The sequence below is a fragment of the Gordonia sp. UBA7599 genome (assembly GCA_002477755.1).
Lineage (GTDB): Bacteria > Actinomycetota > Actinomycetes > Mycobacteriales > Mycobacteriaceae > Gordonia.
Window position 1 is genome coordinate 38,589 of sequence record DLKD01000139.1, and the last position, 22,029, is coordinate 60,617.

Genomic DNA, 22,029 nt, shown 5'->3' on the forward strand with positions numbered 1-22,029 from the left:
AGAGCCAAACAGCCGCCTGGATCAGTGGGCCTTCTCGACGTTCTGATTCGGAACGTGTGACAGGCCGCCCCACAGCAGCGCGACGGTGGTCTCCACCGCGACGTCCTTCTCCACCGGCCGGTGCGCGTCGATCCAATACCGCGCGTTGACCTGGCTGGCGCCGACGAGACCGGCCGCCAGCATCCGCGAGCGGTAGGGGTCGTAGCCCGAGTCGTGCATGACTAGCTCGTAGATGGCGTCGACACACGCCTCGATCGCGCCCTCGACACGTTTGATGACGGCGGGATCCTTGGCATCTGAGGTGAAGATCAGCCGGTAGCCGGAGTTGTCCAGGTCGACGAAGTCGAAGAAGGCCTCCACGGCCGCCCGGACGCGCTGCCGGTTGTCGGTGCTCGCGCGCAGCGCCCCGTTGATGGCGGTCACCAGTTTCTCGGCGTGGGAGTCGACGACGGCGGTGTAGAGATCCAGTTTCGAGGGGAAGTGCTGGTAGAGGACGGGCTTGGATACGCCTGCGTGGATGGCGATTTCATCCATCCCAGCCGAGTGGTAGCCACGCTCGACGAAGATCTCGCTGGCGGCGTCGAGGAGCTGCAAACGGCGGGCGCTCCGGGGCAGTCGGACGCCGTTGCGTCCCGCGGAAGTCTGACTAGAAGTCATGCCTGAAGCCTACTCCGGAGGACGCGGGAAGCTTTTCGGTAGCCTGGGCGTTTTACAGGGGCCTTACATGGAATCTCGTGGGGCCTGTGAGAAAGTTAACGCGTGAACCGATCCGACGACGGCCGTTCCGGCGCCCCTCGCCCCACCCCGCGCGAGCGTGGGCGCGGGCACGCTGGCGAACCGCCGTCGGGCGGCTATTCGGTTCCCCGCGCGCGGCCGGGCCAACCGTTGAGCGCGGACTGGGATCCGCCGACGGGAGCAGAGCCGGACGCAGTCGGACGCGGGGCAATCGTCGATTTCGTGAAGACCTACGGGTGGCGCGCTTATGCCATCCCGGTGCTGGCGGTGCTCACCGTGGTGCTGGTCGTCATGACCGTGCGAGGCGGCCAGGCCGACGGGGCCTCCGACAATGCTTCACCCGACGGTGGTCGCAACACCGCGGTCGGGAAGGAGTCCGCTCCGATCGGTGCCCCCACCGCAAACATCCCCGAGGCGTCGTTGCCGGTCGGTGCGCTGCCTCCCGGCGGTGCCTTCACCCGCGACGGGAAGAAGTCATTCCACGTCGTCCCGACGAGGGTGTCGACGCGGTACGGGACCGGCAAGCAGCTTTACACCTACACCGTCGAGGTGGAGAACGGGCTCAACCCCGTCGACTTCTCCGGCGACAAGGCCTTCGCGTCGATGGTCGACGCGACCCTGGCCAACAAGAAGAGTTGGCACGGCGGCGGCAAAGTGTCGTTCAAGCGGGTGAAGGCCGGGGAGAACCCGGACCTGCGGATCTCGTTGACCTCGACGAACACCACTCGTGAACTGTGCGGATATCAGATCAAGCTGCAGACGTCGTGCTTCTACCCGCCGACGCGGCAGGTGCTCATCAACGAGGCCCGGTGGGTACGGGGCGCAATCTCCTTCGCCGGTGACACGCACAGCTATCGCCAATACCTGATCAATCACGAGGTCGGTCACGGCATTGGCTACGAGGCCCACGAACCGTGCAAGCACGAGGGGGCGCTGGCGCCGATCATGATGCAGCAGTCCTTCGGGACGAGTAACCGCGACATCATGGCACTGGACCCCGATATGAACGCCAACCCCGCGTTGACCTGCCGACCGAATCCGTGGCCCTTCCCATGACGCTCCCACCGCTGGTCGAGCCAGCCGCGGAACTCACCCGCGAGGAGGTCGCCCGGTACAGCCGCCACCTGATCATCCCCGACGTCGGGATGGCCGGGCAGAAGCGCTTGAAGAACGCCAAGGTTCTCGTCATCGGTGCCGGTGGGCTCGGCTCACCGACACTGATGTACCTCGCCGCCGCGGGCGTCGGGACGATCGGCATCGTCGACTTCGACGTCGTCGACGAGTCCAATCTGCAGCGACAGGTGATCCACGGGCAGTCCGACATCGGCATCGCGAAGGCGCAGTCGGCGCGCAACTCGATGCTCGAGATCAATCCGCTGATCACTGTGCACACCCATGAGTTCGCGCTCAGCAACGAGAACGCTGTCGAGTTGTTCGCGCAATACGACCTCATCCTCGACGGCGCCGACAACTTCGCCACGCGCTACCTCGTCAACGACGCGGCCATCCTCGCCGGAAAACCCTACGTGTGGGGCTCGATCTACCGCTTCGAAGGCCAGGTGTCGGTCTTCTGGGCCGATGCGCCCGACGGACAGGGCATCAACTACCGGGACCTGTACCCGCAAGCCCCGCCGCCGGGCATGGTGCCCTCATGCGCCGAGGGCGGTGTCCTCGGCATTCTGTGCGCGACGATCGGCTCGATCATGGGCACCGAGGCGGTGAAGCTCATCTGCGGCATCGGCGAGACACTCCTCGGTCGCCTGATGGTGTACGACGCGCTTGAGATGACGTTCCGGACGGTGCGGATCCGCAAGGACCCCGACGGTGCGAAGGTCACCGCGCTCATCGACTACGACGACTTCTGCGGCGTCGTGTCCGACGAGGCCCAGGCGGCCGCCGCCGGTTCGACGCTCACACCGGCTGAACTGGCTGCACGACTGCAGGGCGGGTCGTCGGTCGCGCTCATCGACGTGCGCGAACCGGTCGAGTGGGACATCGTCCACCTCCCTGGCGCCGAACTCATCCCGAAGGGTGAGTTCGAGGCCGGCGATGGCCTCGGGAAGGTCCCCCAGGACCGGCCGGTGGTCCTGTACTGCCGGACCGGGGTGCGATCGGCCGAGGTCCTCGCATTGTTGAAGCGGGCCGGGTTCGCCGATGCGACGCACCTGCAGGGCGGGATCACCGCCTGGGCGCACCAGGTCGATCCGACCATGCCGGTCTACTAGGAGTCGGAGAGTCCCAAAGCCCGGGTTAGACGCGCAGGCGGACCAGGTCGACGACCCGCATCAGGCCCGGCAGCGCGCCCGCGGTTGAACGCGGGTGCAGCGCGTGGACGGCCAGTCGGAACATCGTGGCGCGCAGCAGCATCTGCCCCCACTCCGGCTGATCGGCCCAGCGGTCGAGCAGGTTCTCGTCGGCGCCGCCCCACGCCAGTGCATCCACCGCGACGACCGCCGCCGCCCAGGATGCCGGACGCCAGTAGGGGACGAGGTCGGTGATGCCGGGTGCTGCGGCACCGGCGAACAGGACGGTGCCGAACAGGTCGCCGTGCACGATCTGCGACGGTGAGGTCGTCGGCCGACGCAGTCCGGCCAGCGTCTTGAGCGCGTTGAGGCTGGCGATGCCGTCGTCGGTGACCGGCTCGAGCATTCCGGCCGCGCGCGCGGTGCGCATCGGAGGCTCCTCCCACGCGGCGCGGTCGGCGGCGGTAAACACGTCGACGTCGGTGTGGGGCGGCGCGGGCGGTTGCGTGAGGAACCGCGGTCGCTCCAGGTGCGCGAGGGCCGCGTGCAGGCGTTCGGCCACCTGTAGAACCTCGTCGAAGCGGGGCTCGGGTGACCCGGCGATATAGGTGTCGGCGCGCCACCCGGAGATGACGTAGCGGCCGTCGGTGGCGCGGAACGGCCGGGCGATGCGCAGGCCGTCGACGAAGAGGTTCTCGCGCGTCGCAGCCGACCAGGCGGCGCGCGCGTGGTCGGGGACCATGGACAGGACGACCTCGCCGACGCGCCAACCGCCCACCCACTGGTCGCCCATCGCGATGGGCGGGTGAGCCGTCAGCCCGAACGTCCGCAACACATGTTCGGGTGGCTCGATTGGGGTGGTCACGCCCCAAAGATTACCGAGGTGGCCGACTGATTCGGGGCAGCGACACTGTGCCGAGGGAGTTAGTGGCGGCGGTCCTCCCGCATCCGTTCCAGGTCGTCGTCCCTGGGGGCCGCTCCGCGTAGTTGCTGCAGTTCACGCTGGCTGTCGAGCTCGGGCGTCCACCGACAGTCGCGCAGGAGGACGCGACCGTCGACGATGGGGACGCCGTCGTCGGCGAGCAGGTCGAGCTGCAGTTGTGCCTTGTGGGCGGCGGGCCGGCCACCGGCGCCGATCACCCGGTGCCAGGGCAGGTCGGCGGAATCGGTGCGCATGATCCAGCCGACGATGCGCGGGCTCGACAGCCCGGCTGCGGTCGCGAGGTCGCCGTAGGTGGTGACGCTCCCGCGCGGGATCGCCGCTACGAACGCGCGGACGCGCTCGACGTCGTCGTCGGTGACCTTGCCCACGGCTCGATTATCCTCGGCCGACCGCCGCGCGGACCAGATCGGCGACTAGGCCGGGTTCCAGGAACGGGACCATGTGCTCGCAATCGGCGTGGTGGATGCGCACCGAATCGGCGCGTTCGTTGGCGCAGGCGGCGAGGAAGGCGGCGTCGATGAACGGCGGGTCGACGCGGTCGGCGATGACGATGTCGGTCGGTAGCCCGGGCGGCGGCAACTGCGCCGGGGTCGCCATCTCGCTCCATGCCACCGCGGCGGCGGGCTGGCTCACGCGCCAGGCGAACCGCCCGGCCGGCAGCCCTACCTGCTCCGAGGGCCGCAGGTGCACGGCGATCTCCTCGTCGAGAATCGCATCGGGCACCGCCGCCCAGCCCTCGGCGCGCTTGGCGCTGTATGCCGCCTCGGGCGACGGGTAGGTCCAGTTCGCCATGCCGTTGGTGGCGACGTCGAGGGCGCGAGAAGGATCAAGTCCCTGCGCCGGGTCGAGGAGCACGAGGGCCGTGATGCGGTCGGGGAGACGCTGGGCAAGCCGGATCGCCAGCGCGCCGCCGAACGAGTGGGCGACGATCGTGAGCGGTCGACCCAGGTCGACGACGAGGAGTTCGAGGGCGTCCAGATGGGCGTCGTAGGACCACGGCGGCTCCCACGACGACGAGCCGTGGCCCAACAGATCGGGTGCGACGATCCGATGGTCGGGAAGGTCCGCGGCCAGCGGTGCCCACCGTCGCCCGTGTCCGGTGAGCCCGTGCAGGGCCAGCACGAGAGGGGCGTCGGGGGAGTCGGGGCCGAAGGTCTCAAGGTGCAGTGCGCTCATGGTGGCACCGACTGTAGTGACCACCGCGCGATCCCGCGCGAGGGTGTCCGACCGGCGTGATTCGATAGGGGCATGGTCCGCAGCCCGGCTCAGCGCCCTCTCGTGCGCACGACGCTGGTCGGCGCGGCGGCGCTGCCCGAAGCGGTGCGGGAGTGGCCGCCCGCCGTTTCGCGGTTGATCGAGACGCCGGTGCTGGCGGATCCGGAACAGCCGTGGCGGCCCTATCGCGTCCACGGTGGCCCGGGCACCGGCAAGACCTCGGTGATCGTCGATGCAGCGGTCGCGCGGCTCACCGATCCCGCCGTCGATCCCGAATCGGTCCTGGTCCTGGCGGCGAGTCGTCGCGCCGGCGTCGCGCTGCGTGAGCAGATCACCCGACGGGTGCTCGCTGCTGGCGGCTCGCACGCGACGGCCGCACGCGAGCCGCTCGTACGGACTGTCCACTCCTATGCGTTTGCGGTGCTGCGCCTGCAGGCCCAGGCCCACGACAACCCTCCGCCGCGCCTGATCACCGGGTCCGAGCAGGACGTGGTGCTGCGCGAATTGCTCGCCGGCGACGTCGCCGACGGCGCACCCGGCTGGCCCGAGGCACTGCGTCCGGCGCTGCTGACCGAGGGCTTCGCACAGGCGTTGCGCGATTTGCTGATGCGCGCGGCCGAACGCGGTGCCGGACCCGAGGAGCTCATGCGGTTGGGTCGGGCCCACCGTCGTCCCGAGTGGGTCGCGGCCGGACAGATGTACGCCCAGTACGAGCAGACGATGTTGTTGCGCGGATCGGTCGGCGTCGCCTCGCCGCAGGCCAGTGCACCCGCCGTCGATGCCGCCGAGCTGATCGGCTCGGCGCTGTCGGTGTTCGCCACCGACCCGGATCTGCTCGACGGGCAGCGTGCCCGGATCCGCCATGTCCTCGTCGATGACGCCCAGCACCTTGACCCGCAAGCCGCCTGGTTGATCCGGCTGATCGGAACGGGCGCCGAATCGACGATCATCACCGCCGACACCGACCAGTCGGTCTTCGGATTCCGCGGTGCCTCGCCCCGGTTTGCCGACGACCTCGTCGACGCGGGATCGGCGTGTGACATCGTGCTGGACCGCGACTTTCGCGCCGCCGGTCCGATCAACGCGGTGGGCGCCGCACTGGCCGCACGGCTGCCCGGCGCACGGCCGCACCCGTACCCGTGCCCCGTCTCCGACGATGGTGCCGACGAGGATGTGGACCCGGCCTCGGCGTCGGTGAAGGTGTACGCGTCGGCGGCCAAGGAGGCGACCGCCGTCGCCGATCTACTGCGCCGCGCCCACCTCTTCGATGACGTGCCGTGGTCGTCGATGGCGGTGGTCGTCCGGTCGGTCCCGCGTGCACTGCCGGCGCTGCGGCGCGCCTTCCGCTCGGCCGGGGTCCCCGTCGTGACCCCCGCATCGGATCTGCCGTTGCACCGCCAGCGCGCCGTCGCGGCATTCGGATCGGCCCTGCTGGCCGCCGATGGCCAGGAGCTCGAACCCGAGGCAGTAATCAGCCTGCTCACCGGCCCGATCGGCGGTGCCGACCCGGCCGCGTTGCGACGGTTGCGCCGCGGTGTGCGGCGCGTCGACGACTCCGTCGATTCGATCGCCGCGCTGTCGGCCGCCATCGCCGACGACGCCGCAGCGGCGCGTTACGACGACGAGCTCGGCGACGCCGAGGCCCGGCCGCTGCGTCGGGTTCGCACCGTGGTGGGTGCCGCACGCGCGGCCATCGCCGCGCGCAACGGTGTCGAGATGGTCCTCTGGGAGGCCTGGCAGGCCTCGGGCCTCGAGCACCGGTGGTCACCCGCGGCGCTGCGGGGCGGACCGGGCGGGGAACAGGCCGACCGCGACCTCGACGCAATGCTCGCGCTGTTCGAAGCGGCCGAATCATTCGCCGACAACCTGCCCAGCGCCAGTGTCACCGCCTTCGTCGAGCACATCGCCGCCTTGGCCGTCCCACGCGACTCGCGCGCGCAAGCGGTGCGCGATGAGGCCGTCACGATCTGCTCGGCCCATGCTGCCGTCGGGCGCGAATGGGACGTGGTCGCGGTGCCCGGCGTGCTCGACGGTCTGTGGCCCTCGTTGCGCCCTCGCGGTTCCATCCTGTCCACTGGCGCTCTCGTGGACCTTCTCGACGGAATCGACCCCGAGGCCGTTGACACCGTCGCGCGCGGCGCCGTCGCCCTCGCCGACGAGCGGCGGCTGCTCCTGGTCGCCTGCTCGCGGGCACGTCGCCGGTTGCTCGTCAGCGCCGTCGAGGACGGCAGCGGCGAGGCGGCGCCGTCCCGGTTCATCGGGGAGATCGCCGCACTGCTCGGCCAGGCCGCCGAGTCCGACGCCGACGAGCCCGAGGTCCTCGCGGTCGATCCCGGCATCGACCGCGTGTTGGCCCTGCCGTCGCTGGTCGCGGCACTGCGCGCCGAGGTGCTCGCCGGCGTCGACGGCGAGGAGCCGACACCGCGAGCGGTGGCGGCCGCAGACCTGCTAGCGCGGCTGGCCGACCTCGACATCCCGGGCGCGCACCCGCGGGAATGGTTCGGACTCGCCGAAGCAAGTACCGACGACCCGTTGTGGGTGCCCGCCGACGGGCCCCGGCGGCTCTCCCCGTCGAACATCGAGTCGTTGACGCGTTGTTCGCTGCGGTGGGTGCTCGAGGGCAACGGCGGACGTGACGGCGACCAGGCGCCCGCCATCACCGGCACGCTCGTCCATACGCTGGTGCAGGCGCTGGCCGGCGAGATCACCCCCGACGAGGCGACCGCCGCGCTGCGCGGCATCTGGGACCGCGTCGACACCGGGGCCGACTGGTTCTCCAGGCGCGAGCTCGACCGTGCCGAGAAGATGCTCGACAACTTCCGCGCCTGGTTGAGCGCCTCACGTGACGAGTTGAGCGCGGTGGGCACCGAGGTCCCCGTGGATGCCGAGCTAGCACCCGAACCCGGTTCCGACGAGCCCTCGGCGGCTGTCGGCGTGCGAATCGTCGGACGCATCGACCGGCTCGAGGCCGATCACACCGGCCGGCCCGTCGTCGTCGACGTGAAGACCGGCAAGACCGTGCCGAGCAAGGAGGTCGCCGCACAGCACCCGCAACTGGCGGCCTATCAGCTCGCGCTGCACCTGGGTGGAGTCGACGGCTTTCCCGCTGGCGTACAGCCCGGCGGGGGAGAACTGGTGTACGTAGCCAGCCCCAACAACACCACCGGCGCGGCGGTGCGAGAGCAGCAGCCGCTGACACCCGAACTGATCGACCAGTGGAAGCTGATCCTGCGCTCCGCTGCGCACGCCAGCATCGGGCCGGTATTCACCGCCACCCACAACGATGGGTGCGGACACTGCGGACTGGTCACCTCGTGCCCGGCTCAGCTGACGGGGCGGAGCGTCGTCGATGACTGAACCGATTCGCGAGTTGATCCCCGCCACCAGCATCGCCGGCGCGCTCGACCTGCCGCGGCCCACGCCTGAACAGGTCGCTGTTATCGAAGCACCCCTCGAACCGGTCCTCGTCGTCGCGGGTGCGGGAGCGGGCAAGACCGAGACCATGGCCGCCCGCGTCGTCTGGCTCGTCGTCAACCGCTTCGTCGGGCCCGAGGAGGTCCTGGGGTTGACCTTCACCCGCAAGGCCGCCAGCGAGCTGGGTGCGAGGATCCGGCGACGCCTCGCGGCCCTTGCGGGTGCGCCAGTGCTCGCGCAATGGGATCCCGACGGGTCGCTGCGCACGCGACTGGCCGCCGCCGACCCCGAGATCAGCACCTACCACGCCTATGCGGGTCGCTTGATCGCCGACTACGGACTGCTCCTGCCGGTCGAGCCGTCGTCGACACTGCTGAGCGAGACCGAGCTGTGGCAACTGGCGTTCTCGGTGGTCGCAAACTATCCGGGCGACCTGCAGACCCGCAAGGTGCCCACCGGCGTCACCGAGACCGTGCTCAAGCTCTACTCCGACGCCGCCGAACACCTTGTCGGACTCGACGACATCGCCGATGCCGCCCAGGAGTTCTACGACCTCATCGACACGCTCCCGAAAGGGAAGGGGCAGAACGAGCAACCGTCAGCCAAGATGCGGGGATATCAGGCCGTCATCGACGAGCGGCGGGCGCTGTTGCCATTGGTCGCCGAACTGGCCGCACGGATGCGCGAACAGAGCGCCCTCGACTTCGGCTCGCAGATGTCGCTGGCCGCGCGACTGGTCGTCGGGCATCCGGAAGTCGTCGCCGCCGAGCGGGCGACGGTGCGCGCAGTCCTGCTCGACGAGTACCAGGACACCGGGCACTCGCAGCGGGTCCTGTTGCGCGCGTTGTTCGGTGGGGGAGCACCCGTCGCCGTCACCGCGGTCGGCGATCCGATCCAATCGATCTACGGCTGGCGCGGTGCGTCGGCGGCCAACCTGCCACGCTTCGCCACCGACTTCCCCCGACCCGATGCCAGCCCGGCCAGGCGGCTGGAACTGCTCACCAGCTGGCGCAACGCCGCCCACGCGTTGCGGTTGGCCAACGCCGCGTCGGACGAACTGCGTCGCCGCGGGGTACCTGTCTCAGTGCTGCGCCCGCGACCCGATGCCCCCCTCGGCACGGTGACGATGGCGATGACCGAGACGGTGCTCGACGAGCGGAAATGGATCGCCCAACAGATCGCGGCGCACTACAGCGCCGCGGCCGATGAGGGCCAGGCACCCCCGACGACGGCGATCCTGGTGCGCCGCAACGAGGATTCCGCCCCACTGGCCGTCGAGTTGGAGGCGCTCGGCATCCCGGCCGAGGTCGTAGGCATCGGCGGGCTGCTGCACGTGCCGGAGGTCGCCGACGTCATCGCGACACTACGGCTCATGGCAGACCCGATGGCGGGCACCGCCGCGATGCGTCTGCTCACCGGGCCGCGCTGGCAACTCGGTGCCGCCGACCTGGCCGCGCTGTGGCGGCGGGCGCGCGAACTGGCCGCAAGCAATCGGGCCGCGCAACTGCCGCTGGACACCCCCGAGCAGTTGGCCGCGGCGCTGGCGGCGACGGTGCCCGACGAACTCGTCGACGACGCCGGGATTGCCGACGCGCTCGTCGACGCCGGTGACGCGTCGCGATACAGCGAGCAGGGCTACGGGCGCATCCGGCGGCTCGGCGCCCAACTCGACGCGCTGCGCCGGCGCATCGGCCAGCCCCTGCCGGAGCTGGTCGCCGACGTCGAGGAGACGATCGGTGTGGGCGTCGAGGCACAGATCCGTGCGCACCGCATGCGGGGCGCCACCACCGGGCGAGAACACCTCGACGCCTTCGCCGCCTACGTCTCCGACTACGCCGATAAACCGGGGGCGACGCTGCCGGGCTTGCTGGCCTTCCTCGACACCGCCGCGACGATCGAGAAGGGACTAGAACCCGGCCGGGTCGAGGTCGCCGAGCAGCGCGTGCAGATCCTCACCGTGCATGCGGCGAAGGGCCTCGAGTGGGACGTCGTCGCGATCCCGCATGTGTGCGGCGGCATCTTCCCGAGCGGGCGGTCGGACGGGACGTGGCTGGGTAGTGCACGCGAGCTGCCCGCACAGTTGCGCGGTGATCTCGCCGACCCGAGCGCCACCGACGGTGCGGGCGAGGGATTCCCTCGGCTCGAGGTATCTGGCGCCACCGACCGCAAGGAACTCGAGGTGGCCGTCGAGGAGCACAAGGAGGCGATCGCAGCGCGACGCCTCGAAGAGGATCGCCGACTACTGTATGTCGCCCTCACCCGCGCCAAGGAGTCGCTACTCATCAGCGCGCACCACTGGTCGATGGGTTCATCCAAGCCGCGGGCCGTCTCCGAGTTCTACGCCGAACTCGCCACCGTCGTCGCGCAGGCGGTCGCCGACCCGGCCGTCGACTCGGAGGGACTCGTCGTCGACATCGACGTCCCCGTCCCCGACGACGGCACCCCGAATCCGCTGGCCGCCCATGTCATCAGCGCACAGTGGCCCGCCGACCGTCTCGGGCCGCGGCGCGAACCAGCCGACCGAGCAGCGGCACTGGTCGCGCAACGCTTGACCGCGCGGGCGCAGCCGTCACTGTTCGACGACGAAGGCGCCGCCCAAGAGCAACCCCCCGTCGACGCCGACGTGCAGATGTGGCGGGCCGAGGTCGACGTCCTGCTGGACGAACACGCGCAGGCCAACCGGGCCGGCGTCGACGTCGAACTGCCGGCGCACCTGTCGGTGAGCCAACTCGTCGATCTGCGCGCGGATGCGGGCACCTTCGCCCAGCGACTGCGCCGACCGGTGCCGTTCAAGCCGAACGCGCTGGCGCGCCGCGGTACCGCTTTCCACGCGTGGGTGGAGCGTCGCTTCGGTGCGACGCGGTTGCTCGACATCGACGAACTGCCCGGCGCGGCCGACGAGACGGCGGTGCCCGACGAGGACCTGGCCCTGCTGATCGCGCGGTTCTCCGCGTCGCGCTGGGCCAACCGCACGCCGATCGAGGTCGAGGTGCCATTCGAGACGGTGATCGGTCCCACGGTCATCCGCGGGCGCATCGACGCGGTGTTCACCGAGCCCGACGTCGACGGTGAGCCGCGGTGGATCGTCGTCGACTGGAAGACCGGGGCACCGCCCGAAGCGAGCCAGCGCGAGTCCGTCGACATCCAGCTCGCGGCATACCGCATCGCCTGGGCGAAGCTCGTCGGCGCACGGCCCGACCAGGTGCGCGCCGCCTTCCACTATGTGCGCCCCGACGTCACGCTGGAGCCCACCGACCTGCCCGACGCTGTCGCGCTGGCCGCGTTGCTGACCCGCGGTCCAGCTCGAAGCGGTGCTAGATTCCCACAGTGACCATCGCTGACGGGACGATCGCCGACGGCCCGCTGACCGGAGCGCGCCGATGAAGAACCGGCTGCGCCGCGGGCGCGGGAGCGCGCTGGCGACCAGCCCGGAGTATGCCCTGGTCAACATCGTGCGCATCCCCGACGCGCAGATGAGCCCCGGCCGGGCGATCGGGCGTCGCATCCTGTTCGCGCTGCTGGCGCTCATGTTCACGTCGGTGGTCGTGTTCATCGACCGGTCGGGATACCGCGACGTCCAGGGCAGCCCGCTGTCCTTCCTCGACTCGGTGTACTACTCGGCGGTGACCCTGTCGACGACCGGCTACGGCGACATCACGCCGGTCTCGCCGGAGGCGCGGCTGGTGAACATCATCGTCATCACCCCGCTGCGCGTGCTCTTCCTGATCGTCCTGATCGGTACCACCCTGGAGGTGTTGACCGAACGGTCGCGACAGGCGCTGCGGATCCAACGCTGGAGGTCTACCTTGCGCAACCACACAGTCGTCGTCGGCTATGGCACGAAAGGCCAGACCGCGGTCGACGCGATGCTCGGCGACGGTGTGAAACCGTCGGAGATCGTCGTCGTCGATCCGTCTCAGGCCGCGCTCGACGTCGCCGAGGCCAATGGCCTGGTCACCGTGCGCGGCGATGCCACCAAATCCGACGTGCTGCGCCTGGCCGGTGCGGCGCACGCCGCGAGCATCATCATCGCGACCAGTCGCGACGACACCGCGGTGCTGACCACGCTGTCGGCACGCGAGATGAACAAGACGGCCACCATCGTCGCGTCCATCCGGGAGTCGGAGAACACCCACGTGATGAAACAGTCGGGTGCGAACTCGGTGGTCGTGACCTCCGAGACCGCGGGTCGGCTCCTGGGGATCGCGACGCAGACGCCCAGCGTCGTCGAGGTCTTCGAAGACCTGCTGACCCCCGACGAGGGGTATGCGATCGCCGAGCGGATCGTCGATCCGACGGAGGTGGGCGGCTCGCCGGCCCACACCGTCGACATCGTTCTCGGCGTCGTGCGCGACGGCAAGCTGTACCGCGTCGGCGAGCCGGAGGTCGAGTCCATCGAGCTGGGCGACCGGTTGCTGTACGTGCGCCGTGGACCCGCAGACAAAGACCGCTGACCCCATGTCATTCGAGACACAGTCGTTCGAACTGCCGCAGCCGCCATTGTTCTCCCGGTCGACCATCGACCGGGCGGGCGAGCTCCGCGGAAACCACGGTGCCGCGACGGTGGGCTGGGATCATGCCCGGGTGCTGCTGATCGACGGGTCGGGCCGGTTCGGCGTCGATGAGGCACAGGGCGGGTTGCGCTGGTTGCCGGGTCCGCAGGTCGCCGACGGTCCGCCCGACGACGCGGTCCTGCTCGGCGTCGACGAGGAGGCGATGCTGTGGGCGCGCCGCGTCCCCGAGATCGCCGAACCGATCGCCGACGCTCGGATGGCCGGGCACCACCTGGGTGCCGACGACGCTGGTCTGTTGGTGACCGCTCTCGGGATGCTCAACTGGACCGACAACGCGGAGTTCTCCCCGACAACCGGGGCGCCGACGAGGATCGAGAAGTCCGGGTGGGTGCGCCGCGACCGGTCGTGTGGGCGCGAGGAATTCCCGCGCACCGATCCGGCGATTATCACCGTCGTGCACGACGGCGGCGACCGGATCCTGCTCGGCCGCCAGGCGATGTGGCCCGACAAGTGGTATTCGACGCTGGCCGGGTTCGTCGAGCCGGGGGAGTCGCTGGAGCAGTGCGTGATCCGCGAGGTTCGCGAGGAAGTGGGCATCACCGTCACGCAGCCCCGCTATCTGGGCAGCCAGCCGTGGCCGTTCCCGCGCTCGTTGATGATCGGGTTCGCCGCCCTGGGCGATCCCGACGAGCCGCTGGCCTTCCTCGACGGCGAGATCGCCGATGCACAGTGGTTCACGCGTGAACAGGTGCGCACGGCGCTGTCGGGCGCCGAGTGGACCGATCCGGTCAACGGCGACGACGCCCCGCCCGCCCCGCTGCGGCTACCGGGCTCGGTCTCGATCGCCCGGGCGATGGTCGAGGCCTGGGCCGCCGCCGACTAGGCGGGAACAGGTTCGACGGCCGCGGTGTTGTTCCAATCATGAGTACCGACGCTCCGGCATTGACGATGTACACCACCACCTGGTGCGGTTACTGCAACCGCCTCAAGACCGGGCTGAAGAGCCTCGGCGTGACGTGGGACGAGGTGAACATCGAGGAGGATCCGGCGGCCGCCGACTTCGTCGGCAGTGTCAACAACGGCAACCACGTCGTCCCGACGATCAAGTACGCCGACGGCACCACCGCGACGAACCCGTCGATCGTGGACGTCCGCAAGAAGCTGGGCCTGTAAGGCTCGTCCGGCACCCGACCAACCCGACGCGATGTCGGGGGCGGGTGGAATAGTGGTCGGCGTGGTGGACCATCTCGCAGATCTCGACCCGGAGCAACTCGCCGCGGTGACCGCACCGCGCGGGCCGGTCTGCGTGCTCGCCGGGGCCGGGACGGGTAAGACGCGCACCATCACCAGACGCATCGCCCACCTCGTCGAAGGCGGTCAGGTGAACCCCGACCAGGTACTCGCGGTGACCTTCACTGCCCGAGCCGCCGGCGAGATGCGCTCCCGACTGCGGGAATTGGGCGTTTCGGGTGCGGGATCCTCGGGGGTCCAGGCCCAGACCTTCCACGCTGCGGCACTGCGCCAACTGCGCTACTTCTGGCCGCGCGCCATCGGCGACACCCGGTGGGAACTGATCGACTCCAAGCTCCCAATCGTCGGACGTGCGGCCCGTCGGGCCCGACTGGCGACGACGACGGAAATGCTGCGCGATCTGGCGTCGGAGATCGAATGGGCCAAAGCCAGCCTGATCGGTCCGAGCGGCTACGCCGCCGCCGCGGTCGATGCGGGGCGCGACCTACCAGCGCCGGTCGAGCAGGTGGCACAGGTGTTCGCGGCCTATGAGGCGGCGAAGGTCACCGACGACGGCGATCGGCTCTTCGACTTCGACGACCTGCTGATCTACACCACCCAGATCCTCACCGACGATGCAGGACTCGCTGAGGAGTTCCGCTCGCGCTACCGGTGTTTCGTCGTAGACGAGTATCAAGACGTCACCCCGGTGCAGCACGGGCTCCTCAAGGCGTGGCTCGGCGACCGCGACGACCTCACCGTCGTCGGCGACGCAAACCAGACGATTTACACCTTCGCCGGCGCACAGGCGAGCTTCCTGCTCAACTTCTCTCGCGAATACCCGCAAGCGCAGGTCGTGCGTCTGGTGCGGGACTACCGTTCCACGCCCGAGGTCGTCGACCTCGCCAACCGAGTGATCGGCGCCGCGCGTGGTCGGGCGGCGGGAACCCGACTCGAACTCGTCGGCCAACGGCCACCCGGGCCGATGCCGCGTTTCGCCGAGTACCCCGATGAGCCGGCCGAGGCGGCGGCCACGGTGGCCGACATCGGCAAACTGATCGCCGAAGGTGTGCCGGCGTCGGAGATCGCGGTGCTCTACCGCGTGAACGCCCAGTCGCAGGTCTACGAGGAGGCGCTGACGCAGGCGCAGATCCCATATCAGATCCGAGGCGGCGACGCGTTCTTCGCGCGCACCGAGATCCGCCAGGCGCTGCGCGAGATCACCGCGGCCGCGCGGACCGCCGACGCCGCGGCGGGGGAGGATCTGATCGATACGCTGCGGGTGCTGCTGTTCCCGCTGGGCCTGACCCCCGACGAGCCGTCGGGCGCCGAGGCCAAGTCGCGCTGGGCGTCATTGAGCGCACTCGTCGAGTTGGCGGAGGACCTCCGCACCCACGACTCGGAGCTGAGTTTGGGGGGCCTGGCCTCCGAGTTGGCCTCGAGGTCGGCGGCGGGACACCCGCCGACGATGAACGGCGTCACGCTGTCCTCGCTGCACGCGGCCAAAGGGTTGGAGTGGGATGCGGTGTTCCTGGTCGGCCTCACCGATGGCGCCGTACCGATCTCCCATGCCATCGACGCCTCGGCAGAGGCAGTCGAGGAGGAGCGCCGCCTCTTCTATGTGGGGGTGACGCGCGCCCGTGAGCACCTGCGCCTGTCCTGGGCGCTGGCCCGTAATGAGGGCGGTCGGCGGGGACGGCGGAAGTCGCGGTTCCTCGTCGGCCTACTCCCGACCTGCGAGCGGTGCTCGTCGAACCTGATGGGCTCGCGCGCGCTGGCATCGGGGCTGTGCGACTCGTGTGCCGGTGTGCCGCGCGGGTCCGCTTCGGCGCGCTCGGGCGTGGCCGCGCGGGCCGCGACCATGCCGCTGGCCCCCGCCGATGCGGCGCTGTTCGACAGTCTGCGGCAATGGCGTGCAGCCGAGGCGAATCGTGAGAAGAAGCCGGCGTTCACGGTGTTCGCCGACAAGACCTTGCGCGAGATCGCGACCAGCCGACCGGCGGGCCTGCACGAGCTCAAACGGGTCAGCGGCGTGGGGCCGGCGAAGCTGGAGCGTTACGGCGATGCGGTCGTCGCCATCGTCGCTTCGGCCGCGGTCCCCGCGACGTAGCGGCAAAACCGCAGGTAGAAAATAAGTTGTGCCCGTGCAGAGGCCGTCGTAGGCTGGGCAAGTCAACTTAGTGGGGACGATCCCCGCTGTGTCCGCGATTCGAGACGGAAGGAGTGCGGACCCGTGAGCTCGATCAATCACTTCGGCCATGCCGTAGCTGCGACGCGACCGTGGGCGCTGCATTCATTGCCCAAATCCGTCTTCATCGAAGGCGACAAGTCGATCGCAACCGTGGCGCAGCGAGCGCTTCGGCGATTCTCCGTACCGGATCATCCAAGGGTGACGTAGTTCCAACCGCCCTTCCGGCCACGGTGAATCGCGACAGCGAAGACCGTGGCCGTTTTCTTTTCCCTCGATCCCCGTACACAGCCTGGAGACTCTGATGACTTGCCTGACTGATTTCACCGGTACCCCGCCCATACCCGGCCTCGCCTCCCTGGGGCTTCCGTGCCGGGAGGCCGACGCCGACCTGTGGTTCGCCGAGGCCCCCGCCGACCTGGAGATGGCGAAGGCACTCTGCCGGGGCTGCCCGTTGCAGCGGGAGTGCCTGGAGACCGCCATCGAGCGCGCCGAACCGTGGGGCGTCTGGGGCGGCGAGATCTTCGACCGCGGCCAGATCGTGGCCCGCAAGCGACCTCGTGGCCGCCCCCGCAAGGTTGCGGGATGAACAAGCCCGGCAAGCATTTGCTTGCCGGGCTCGTTCTTTTGTTGATCCTCGACCTACCGGTCGACGTCAGTCGATGCCGGGCACCCATTCGGTCATGATCGCCCGGTACGGGGCGTAGGCCTCCAGCTGCGCGGCGATGCCCACGCACCCGAGCAGCACCCGGAACACCATCACGAAGTTCTTCGGCACGTTCAGGTTGCGCGACGTCTTGTACACGTCGCCCCGCAGGTCGGTGGCGTTGCCGGCGGCGCGCTGCAACCACTGGCGGGTGAAGTGGAACTCGTCGGTGTAAAGCGGATCGACGAACGGCTTGAGGTAGGCCTCGAGGTCGTCGGGAGTCACCTTCGCTGCATGGCTGGGTCGGATGAAGTCCGTGGCCACCAGCAGATCGCGCAGTTCGTCGTAGCTGCGGTCGCGTGCCAGCTTGAAGATCGGCCCGGTCTCCGGCGGCAACCCATCGGGGTAGACGCCGACGGCACCGAAGTCGAGGACGCCGAAGCGGCCGTCGTCGGCGATGAAGAAGTTGCCCGGGTGCGGGTCGCCGTGCAGCAAGCCGACCCGGTAGGGCGACGAAATCTCGAACTCGGCCATCCGCGCGGCGGCCGCGTTGCGCTCCTCCTGGCTGCCCTCGGTGATCAGGCGCGACAGCGGGATGCCGTTCACCCATTCGGACACCACGACCTTCGGTGCGCTGGCCACGACCTTGGGCACGAGGAAGTTGGGATCACCGTCGAAGGCCTTCGCGAAGGCGCGCTGGTGCTCGGCTTCGCCCAGGTAGTCGAGCTCGGCGTCGGTACGGTCGATCAGTTCGTCGACCATCGCCTTGACGTCGGTGCCGGGGGAGAGCTTCTGGATGAGGCCGGACATGCGCCCGAGGGTCTTGAGGTCGGCCCGCAGCGCGTGGTCGGCGCCGGGGTACTGGACCTTGACCGCGACGTCGCGACCGTCGGACCACACCGCGCGGTGCACCTGGCCGATGCTCGCCGCGGCGGCGGGAGTGTCGTCGAATTCCCGGAAGCGCTCGCGCCACTTGGTGCCCAGCTGCTGGTCGAGCACCGCATGGACCTTGTCGGCCGGCAGCGGCGGCGCCTCGGCCTGCAGTTTGGTCAGTGCGTCGCGGAAGGGCTCACCGAACTCCTCGGGAATACCCGCTTCCATGATCGACAGCGCCTGACCGACCTTCATCGCGCCGCCCTTGAGCTCGCCGAGAACGGAGAACAGCTGCTCGGCCGTCTTCTCCATCAGCTCCTGGGTGACCTCATCTTTGCTCTTGCCGGCAATGCGCTTGCCCAAGCCCCCGACGGCGCGCCCTGCGACGCCGATTGGAAGTGCTGCCAACTTTGCGTTCCGGCGCCCCGACCCCCGTGTGATATCGCTCATGCGGCAAGGATAGTCGACTGGATCGGAGCCTGGACCGGAGCTACGCACGACGGCCGTGAGCGCCGCATCCGCAGAGCGGATGGGCCGGCCATTCCTTGTGCCGTAGACGCACCGGCCGGGCATGGATCTCGACTGTGCGGTCGACGAGGTCGGGTTGGGCCACAGGCGTGGAACCACCGTCGGTGCGCGGAGCGAGACCGGCGCTGACCTGCTCGATTTGCTCGAGTGCCACTCCGACGGTGAGGCCGGTGACCGCGTGTCCGGCGACCCCGGACCGGTTGACCAGCTGGGCGCACAGGAGCGGCCACTGCGGATCGAGGGTGGTCCGGTGGTGGTCGGCGCAGCGCAGGCAACTCGACCGTCCGGGCAGGACGAGCGGTCCGACGACGCCCACCCCGTCGCGCAGAAGCACCGAAAGGTGCGGGATCCGCCGGCGCATCAGGTCATCGACGAGGACGGGGTCGTGGTGGGCGTAGTCGGTGAGGACGACCAGCGTGGGGCTTGGCGTCGGCGCCCGCCAGGGGCGGGCGCGTGGGGCGGCGCTGAGGGCTACGGGATAGCCGGCGGCGGTCATCGCGGTGTCGAGGCCGTCGCGCAACGGTCCGGCGCCGTGGAGATGGATCCGCAGCTGCGACAGCGACCCGGCGTCCGATGCGCCGACGGTCCGCAGTCGCGTCACGATCGCGTCGAAGTCCGCACGCCCCAGACCCACCTCGTCGCACCGCTGCGCGATCAGAAGCTCGAACTGGGGTTGGTCGAGCAGATGGAGCAGATCGGCGACTGCCCGTGCACTGACCTCCGGCGGCAGGTCGACGAGAACGCTGCGCTCGGGATCGCAGCCGAGTTGCAGCTGGTTGGCACCGCGCACGAGCACGGGGGAGAGTACCGCGGTCCTGGCCATGGTCACAGTTTGCTGCCCGTGGTGCGGTTCAGTCAGCGCACGAAGGAGGTTTTCCACAGGTGAACGCAGTGCCTGACCTGGTTGTAAGTGCTAATTCCCGGATTCGTCGGTGTCGGTGTCGCCGGCGGCCTCTTCGTCGGCGATCACCTGACGGAGCGCTTCGAGTGGATCCGTGTCATCCCCGGCTGCGATGCTGGCGATGAAAGCGGCCGGAGCGTCCAAGTCGCTGCTGTCGGGCAGGAGGTCCGGGTGGTCCCACACCCGGTCGCGGGTGGTGACGTCGGTGGCTTGCAGGAGTCCGTCCCACAGCGCGGCCGCCTCGCGCACGCGGCGGGGGCGCAACTCCAGGCCCACGAGCGTCGCGAAGGCCTGCTCGGCCGGACCGCCGGAGGCGCGTCGGCGCCGCATCGTCTCGGTGAGGGCCGCGGTGGCCGGGATGCGATCACCCAGGGCCCGGGTCACCACGTGCTCGACCCAGCCCTCGATGAGGGCCAGCAGCGTCTCCAGCCGGTCCAGGGCGGCCTTCTGCTCGTCGGTGGTGGTCGGCTCGAACGACGCAGCCGAGCCGAGCAACTCCTCGATCCGACCCGGATTCGCCATCAGCTCCTCCGGGTTGATCCCCTCGCCGAACGCCTCGCTCAGTCCGCCGAGGTCGACGGTGATGCCCGCCGCGTACTGCTCGACGGAGGAGAGCAGCCGCTGACGCAACCACGCGACATGGGTGAACAGGCGCACGTGTGCGGCTTCGCGTGCGGCGAGGTAGACGATGATCTCCTGGGCGGGCAGGTCGAGACCGTCGGCGAACGAGGCGATCGCCTCGGGCAGCAGCACGGCGGTTCCCGCTGGTGCGAGCGGCAGCCCGATGTCGGTCCCGGTCAGCACCTCCGTCGCCAGCTTGCCCAGGCCCTGGCCCAACTGGGCGCCGAACACCGAGCCCGACATCTGGCCCATGATCCCCATCATCGGGCCGGCGAATGCCGCGGCCTCTTCGGGCAACCCGTCGGCCCAGGCCTGCGAGAGCCGCCGCGCGAGCGGGTCGCAGAGCTTGGACCACGTCGGCAGCGACTCCTCGAGCCACTGCACCGGCGTCCAGGCAACCGAGTTGGTCACGCCACTGGGCAATGCGCTCGCGTCGTCGAGCCACATCTGGGCCAGGTGCACCGCGTCGGCCACCGCACTTGTCTCTTTGTCGAGGACCGGCGTGAAGTCGCCGATCTCCTGGCGGGCGAGCTGCTTGGCCAGTTCGTAGTTCACCGGCGCGCCCGCGCCTGCCCCGGTGCTCCCTGAGCCCATGGCGCTGAACATGGTGCCGAGCTGGGAGAACAGCTGCCCGATCATCTCGGGGTTGAGCTGGGAGGGGTCGAAACCGGCGCCGAGGGCCCCGAACTGCGACGGGTCGAAGGACGACGGGTCGATGTTGAAGCCGAAGGGGTTCGAACCGGCCGACCCGCCGGAGTCGGCGGGCTTGTCCTTGCCGTCGTCGCCACCGTCGCGGTCGGGGTCGTTGCCGGAGAAGCCGAACGGGAGATCGCTCATGGCTCCACCGTACCGACCTATTACGCTGGCGCAGGTGAACGCTTCCGTCGGCTACCGCCGAATACTGACCCTCGCGGTGTCTGTGCTGCTGCTGGGCTTGTTCGTGTTCCTCGGCAACAACGTGCAGGTGCCGTACGTGGCGCTCGGCCCGGGGTTGACCGTGAACACCCTCGGCGACGTGCGCATCTCCGACGGCAAGGCGCCCGACGGCAAGCCGCTGGAGCGCACCGTGCCCGTCGTCGAGGTGAAGGGCGTCCCCACCGACCCCGTGGACGGTCACTTGAACCTGACCACGGTGTCGGTCATCGACGGACTCTCGCTGTTCGACGCCCTGGGGCGATGGGCGTCGCGCAAGTACTCCCTGGTCCCGCGTGAGACCCAGTACCCGCCGGGGCGCTCCACCGACGAGGTGCGCGAGCAGAATGCCGCCCAGATGTCCGGTTCGGAGCTGACCGCGCAGGCCGCGGCACTGCGACAGTTGAACCGTCCGACACGGCTGATCATCCAATCGGTGGGCTCCGACGGCCCGGCCAACGGGGTGCTGCGCACCGACGACGAGGTGCGGGCCGTAGCCGGTACCCCGGTCGCCACCGTCGAGCAGATGCAGACGGCGGTCCGCGCGCACAAGCCGGGTGAGCGGATCGACCTCGACATCGTGCGGGCGGGCGCCCCGATGCGGGTGACGGTGACGCTCGGCAAGGTCGAGGGGACAGACCGGGCCGGGACCACCAAGACGATCACCTATCTGGGCGTCACCCCGGTCGTCGTCAACGCCGACCCGGCGATGAAGATCACGATGAACGTCGGCGATATCGGCGGGCCGTCGGCCGGTTTGATGCTGTCGCTGGCGCTCGTCGACAAGCTGACGCCGGGCAGTCTTACCGGCGGCAAGTTCATCGCCGGCACCGGCACGATCACCGACGATGGCAAGGTCGGCCCGATCGGCGGGATCACCCACAAGATGGAGGGTGCCCGCGAGAAGGGCGCCACGGTCTTCCTCGTGCCGGCCGACAACTGCCGCGAGGCGCTGACCGACGTGCCCGACGGGCTCACACTCGTCAAGGTCGAGACCCTGCCCGGCGCGATCGACGCGCTGAACAACGTGGTGGCGGGCAAGGCGGCCCCGAGCTGCACCCGCTAG

Annotated in this window: 16 protein-coding genes and 1 pseudogene; 10 read left to right on the forward strand and 7 right to left on the reverse strand. The window is 69.7% G+C overall.

Features of this window, described 5'->3' with window-relative positions:
* Positions 1 to 21: 21 nt before the first annotated feature.
* Positions 22 to 657, reverse strand: a complete 636-nt coding sequence (locus tag B4L26_RS16290) for a TetR/AcrR family transcriptional regulator (protein ID WP_290720452.1) — start codon at positions 655 to 657, stop codon at positions 22 to 24.
* Positions 658 to 759: 102 nt separating this feature from the next.
* On the opposite strand from B4L26_RS16290, the gene B4L26_RS16295 reads away from it, so the two are divergent.
* Positions 760 to 1,791 carry a DUF3152 domain-containing protein gene (locus B4L26_RS16295; RefSeq protein ID WP_409563414.1) on the forward strand — a complete coding sequence of 344 codons (1,032 nt, stop codon included), beginning with the start codon at positions 760 to 762 and terminating at the stop codon, positions 1,789 to 1,791.
* The gene (moeZ, locus tag B4L26_RS16300; protein ID WP_290720454.1) at positions 1,788 to 2,960 is read left to right on the forward strand and encodes an adenylyltransferase/sulfurtransferase MoeZ; all 1,173 of its coding nucleotides are present in this window, start codon (positions 1,788 to 1,790) and stop codon (positions 2,958 to 2,960) included. The genes B4L26_RS16295 and moeZ overlap by 4 nt, the downstream gene beginning before the upstream one ends.
* Before the next feature lie 25 nt (positions 2,961 to 2,985).
* Here moeZ and B4L26_RS16305 read toward each other — a convergent pair whose 3' ends face one another.
* From B4L26_RS16305 to B4L26_RS16315, 3 genes and pseudogenes are all read right to left on the reverse strand, one after another.
* Positions 2,986 to 3,843 carry a TIGR02569 family protein gene (locus B4L26_RS16305; RefSeq protein ID WP_290720456.1) on the reverse strand — a complete coding sequence of 286 codons (858 nt, stop codon included), beginning with the start codon at positions 3,841 to 3,843 and terminating at the stop codon, positions 2,986 to 2,988.
* A 158-nt stretch (positions 3,844 to 4,001) separates the two neighbouring features.
* A pseudogene (locus tag B4L26_RS16310) lies at positions 4,002 to 4,289 on the reverse strand (MGMT family protein); the annotation flags it as partial.
* A gap of 7 nt (positions 4,290 to 4,296) precedes the next feature.
* Positions 4,297 to 5,097 carry an alpha/beta hydrolase gene (locus B4L26_RS16315; RefSeq protein ID WP_290720458.1) on the reverse strand — a complete coding sequence of 267 codons (801 nt, stop codon included), beginning with the start codon at positions 5,095 to 5,097 and terminating at the stop codon, positions 4,297 to 4,299.
* 72 nt (positions 5,098 to 5,169) lie between these two features.
* Between B4L26_RS16315 and B4L26_RS16320 the strand changes: the two genes are divergently transcribed.
* The 7 genes from B4L26_RS16320 to B4L26_RS16350 all read left to right on the forward strand — a co-directional run bounded on the left by B4L26_RS16320 (position 5,170) and on the right by B4L26_RS16350 (position 17,071).
* The gene (locus B4L26_RS16320) at positions 5,170 to 8,493 is read left to right on the forward strand and encodes an ATP-dependent helicase (protein ID WP_290720461.1); all 3,324 of its coding nucleotides are present in this window, start codon (positions 5,170 to 5,172) and stop codon (positions 8,491 to 8,493) included.
* Positions 8,486 to 11,881, forward strand: a complete 3,396-nt coding sequence (locus tag B4L26_RS16325) for an ATP-dependent helicase (RefSeq protein WP_290720463.1) — start codon at positions 8,486 to 8,488, stop codon at positions 11,879 to 11,881. Before B4L26_RS16320 ends, B4L26_RS16325 begins: the two co-directional genes overlap by 8 nt.
* A 49-nt stretch (positions 11,882 to 11,930) precedes the next feature.
* The gene (locus tag B4L26_RS16330) at positions 11,931 to 13,004 is read left to right on the forward strand and encodes a potassium channel family protein (RefSeq protein ID WP_290720465.1); all 1,074 of its coding nucleotides are present in this window, start codon (positions 11,931 to 11,933) and stop codon (positions 13,002 to 13,004) included.
* Between the two features lie 4 nt (positions 13,005 to 13,008).
* Positions 13,009 to 13,947 (forward strand): NAD(+) diphosphatase, encoded by a 939-nt coding sequence (gene nudC, locus B4L26_RS16335; RefSeq protein ID WP_290720469.1) that lies wholly within the window; start codon positions 13,009 to 13,011, stop codon positions 13,945 to 13,947.
* A gap of 38 nt (positions 13,948 to 13,985) precedes the next feature.
* Positions 13,986 to 14,237 (forward strand): mycoredoxin, encoded by a 252-nt coding sequence (locus B4L26_RS16340; protein WP_290720472.1) that lies wholly within the window; start codon positions 13,986 to 13,988, stop codon positions 14,235 to 14,237.
* Between the two features lie 31 nt (positions 14,238 to 14,268).
* The gene (locus B4L26_RS16345; RefSeq protein ID WP_290720474.1) at positions 14,269 to 16,404 is read left to right on the forward strand and encodes an ATP-dependent helicase; all 2,136 of its coding nucleotides are present in this window, start codon (positions 14,269 to 14,271) and stop codon (positions 16,402 to 16,404) included.
* 382 nt (positions 16,405 to 16,786) lie between these two features.
* Positions 16,787 to 17,071 (forward strand): WhiB family transcriptional regulator, encoded by a 285-nt coding sequence (locus B4L26_RS16350; protein ID WP_290720476.1) that lies wholly within the window; start codon positions 16,787 to 16,789, stop codon positions 17,069 to 17,071.
* Positions 17,072 to 17,137: 66 nt separating this feature from the next.
* Here B4L26_RS16350 and B4L26_RS16355 read toward each other — a convergent pair whose 3' ends face one another.
* The 3 genes from B4L26_RS16355 to B4L26_RS16365 all read right to left on the reverse strand — a co-directional run bounded on the left by B4L26_RS16355 (position 17,138) and on the right by B4L26_RS16365 (position 20,888).
* Entirely contained in the window at positions 17,138 to 18,451 is a 1,314-nt protein-coding gene (locus B4L26_RS16355) for an ABC1 kinase family protein (protein WP_290720478.1), read from the reverse strand.
* Between the two features lie 40 nt (positions 18,452 to 18,491).
* Positions 18,492 to 19,352 (reverse strand): hypothetical protein, encoded by an 861-nt coding sequence (locus tag B4L26_RS16360; RefSeq protein WP_290720480.1) that lies wholly within the window; start codon positions 19,350 to 19,352, stop codon positions 18,492 to 18,494.
* A gap of 90 nt (positions 19,353 to 19,442) precedes the next feature.
* A complete protein-coding gene (locus B4L26_RS16365) occupies positions 19,443 to 20,888 on the reverse strand; it encodes a zinc-dependent metalloprotease (protein ID WP_290720482.1) in 1,446 nt (481 codons plus the stop codon).
* On the opposite strand from B4L26_RS16365, the gene B4L26_RS16370 reads away from it, so the two are divergent.
* Positions 20,887 to 22,029, forward strand: a complete 1,143-nt coding sequence (locus tag B4L26_RS16370) for a YlbL family protein (protein WP_409563415.1) — start codon at positions 20,887 to 20,889, stop codon at positions 22,027 to 22,029. The two genes, B4L26_RS16365 and B4L26_RS16370, sit on opposite strands and share 2 nt — an antisense overlap.